The organism is Anoxybacillus sp. (assembly GCF_036834105.1).
Classification (GTDB): domain Bacteria; phylum Bacillota; class Bacilli; order Bacillales; family Anoxybacillaceae; genus Anoxybacillus.
On record NZ_DAITON010000180.1, the window covers coordinates 1 to 3435 of the forward strand.

3 protein-coding genes are annotated in these 3435 nt (G+C 43.0%); all 3 read right to left on the bottom strand.

Features of this window, described 5'->3' with window-relative positions:
- Positions 1–199 precede the first annotated feature (199 nt).
- Entirely contained in the window at positions 200–1306 is a 1107-nt protein-coding gene (gene aroB / locus V7Z64_RS12420; protein ID WP_297990941.1) for a 3-dehydroquinate synthase, read from the bottom strand.
- A gap of 2 nt (positions 1307–1308) precedes the next feature.
- A complete protein-coding gene (gene aroC / locus V7Z64_RS12425) occupies positions 1309–2478 on the bottom strand; it encodes a chorismate synthase (protein ID WP_297990940.1) in 1170 nt (389 codons plus the stop codon).
- 108 nt (positions 2479–2586) lie between these two features.
- Entirely contained in the window at positions 2587–3357 is a 771-nt protein-coding gene (locus V7Z64_RS12430) for a CheR family methyltransferase (RefSeq protein ID WP_297990939.1), read from the bottom strand.
- Positions 3358–3435 lie beyond the last annotated feature (78 nt).

Genomic DNA, 3435 nt, shown 5'->3' on the forward strand with positions numbered 1-3435 from the left:
GTCTATTACCTCAATGGCAGTTCTGTATTTTTTACAAATACTTTCTATTTCTTAATGTTTGCTCTGTTTTGCCTATCAGTTTTGCCTATCAGTTTTGCAAATTGACCTATACTATAATATTTCATTTATATCACCTCTATATGCAATGATGTCATAAATTTTATAAATTTCATATAGATTTTTATATAATTTTATAAATTTATCTTAACTGTTGCTCCCCCCCTTCCTCGACAAACGCATATAGCCATTGCAATAATTCGTCATCACTTATGCGCTCGACGCATACCGTCCCGATCTCTTTCATTAGCACCATGCGCACCGTTTGCTCTTTTGATTTTTTATCTTTTTTCATTTTTGCAAGTAGACGTTCAGGCGATACGTGTGATGGGAGCGATGTCGGAAAACCGTAACGGTGAAATAGCGCCCGAAACGACGAGTAAAAAAGCGGTTGCTTGTAAAAACGTTCACTCACAAAAATCGCAAATAGCATGCCGAGCGCGACCGCATCCCCGTGCGTCATTACCCCATAACCGAGTTCGCTCTCTAACGCATGGCCGAGCGTATGGCCAAAATTTAAGTACGCCCGAACGCCGTGCTCCTTTTCATCTTGTGCGACAACGGTTGCTTTAATTTCAATTCCTTTTTGAATTGCATATTGTAGTCGGTCACCGCGCAAATCTGCTAGTTTTTGTACGTTCGCTTGTAACCAACCGAAGAAAGCGCGATCATAAATTAAAGCGTGCTTAATAATTTCCGCAAAACCTGACCGCATTTCTCGTTCTGGTAGTGTATAAAGCAAGGAAATGTCATAGATGACGAGTTCCGGCTGATAAAAAGCACCTATCATATTTTTTCCAAGCGGATGGTTAATCGCCGTTTTCCCTCCTACAGCACTGTCGTGTGCTAGTAAGGTCGTCGGCACTTGGACAAACCGAATGCCGCGCATGTACGTCGCTGCAACAAAACCAGCTAAGTCTCCGACAACTCCTCCGCCGAGTGCAACGATGAGTGAATCGCGATCTAAATGGTTCGTTAACGCAGCCGTATGACACGCGTAAAATTGTTCAAACGACTTCGCTTCTTCCCCGCTTGGAATAATATGTGTATACACTCGATCGTACGTTTGACGAAGCGCATGCTGCACATCGGATAAATAAAGCGAAGCGACCGTTTCGTCTGCAACGATGAGCACAGCTGTAACATGTGGACAGACGCGATCAATCATGCGGTCAATCATGTGCAGCAATTCATTTCCAATGACAACGTCGTATCGTTTCGACGGCGTAGCGATATGAATGCGTTTCATCGTTAAAACTCCTTTGCGTACCGACGCATATGTTCAACATTTTCAATAATAAGATCAAGACGATCTTGTCCAAATTGTTCGACAATCGCATTTGCAATTTCCCACGCTACAACTGCTTCAGCGACGACGCTCGCTGCCGGAACAGCACAACTATCCGAACGTTCGATGCTTGCTGCAAACGGTTCTTTCGTTTCAATGTCGACACTCATGAGCGGCTTATATAACGTCGGAATCGGCTTCATCACCCCGCGCACAACAATCGGCATTCCCGTTGTCATTCCACCTTCAAATCCGCCAAGTCGATTCGTTTTACGCGTATATCCTGTTTCCGGACTCCATATAATTTCATCGTGCACGTCACTTCCAAAACGGCGTGCCGCTTCAAAGCCGATACCAAATTCCACACCTTTGAACGCATTAATACTGACAACAGCAGCGGCAATTTTTGCGTCTAACTTTCGATCGTAATGAACGTAGCTTCCGACACCCGCAGGAACACCTTCAACGATCACTTCAACGACTCCGCCAATCGAGTCACCTTTTTCTTTCGCTTCGTCAATGGCTGCCATCATCTTTTTCCCCGCTTCCGCGTCAAAACAACGGACAGGAGATTGCTCTGTCACTTGCTGCAATTGTTCAAGCGATGTATACGCCGTATGTTCCGCTTTTATCCCTCCAATTTCAACGACATGGCTTGCAACGCGAATGCCCAACTCCGATAAAATGCGTTTCGCTACCGCTCCAGCTGCCACGCGCACGGTCGTTTCACGCGCAGAAGAGCGCTCTAGCACGTTGCGCATATCGCGATGACCATATTTAATCGCCCCGTTTAAATCTGCATGTCCTGGCCGTGGACGCGTCACTTTTCGCTTCACTTCTTCTGTTTCATCGTTGAGCGGCTCAACGCCCATAATGTTTGTCCAATGTTTCCAATCGCGGTTTTCCACAACGAGTGTAATTGGAGAACCGAGCGTTTTTCCGTGACGAACACCGCTTAAAATTTTCACTTCGTCTTTTTCAATTTGCATACGTCGTCCGCGGCCGTATCCTTTTTGACGACGCGCCAAGTCTTCATTAATATGCTCTGCTAAAAGCGTCAATCCTGCCGGAACACCTTCAATAATCGTTGTTAATTGTGGACCGTGTGATTCACCAGCCGTTAAGTACCGCAATGTCCTCTCTCCCTTCAACTCTTTAAAGCAATTATGTATGAATATAGCACATTTTTCCCACAGACGTAACCCCTGAATTGCACAGAAAGCGACCGGATTCGGTCGCAACTACATTTTTCGATAAAAAAACGTGTCTTCCACTTCAAAACCGTATGCGTTCGGATTAAAAATTTGTTCTGTGCTGCCGACAAAAAATATCCCTCCCGGACGAAGGGCGCGATTAAATTTGAAGTACAACTCATGTTTTGCCTCTTCCGTAAAGTAAATAAGCACGTTGCGGCAAACGATTAAATCGAAATTCGTATCAAACGGATCAGCAAGCAAATTATGTTTTTTAAATGTGACCGTTCGTTTAATGTCATCAATAATTTTGTAATGAGATCCTTCTTTTACAAAAAACTTTTTCTTCACATCTTCTGGAACTTCTTGAAGAGAGCGTTCCATGTAAATGCCAAGTTTCGCCCGGGCCATCGCATTATCATCAATATCCGTTGCTAATACAGACACTTGCGATAACGGCATAAACTTGGACAAAATGATGGCCAACGTATACGGCTCTTCTCCTGTCGAACAAGCCGCACTCCATACTTTTAAACGCTTGTTTTTTTCAAGCAGTTTAGGGATGATTTTTTTCTCAAGTACTTCCCATCGTTTCACATTGCGGAAAAATTCAGATACGTTAATTGTCATACGATCTAAAAACTCATGAAACAATGCTTGATCATGATTCATTGCCTTAAAAAATTCATCAAAATTGTTAAATCCTTTTTTTTCATAGAGAGAAGTTAATCGGCGTTTCATTTGTGCCTCTTTATACAACGCTAAATCAATTCCTGTTTTTCGTTTGACGTTCGCAATAAATTGTTGATAATCACTCATACACAAACTCCTCTTCCCTTTTCTTTCATAGATACAGTATAACGAAAATACGAGAAAACAGAAATAAAAAAATAAAGA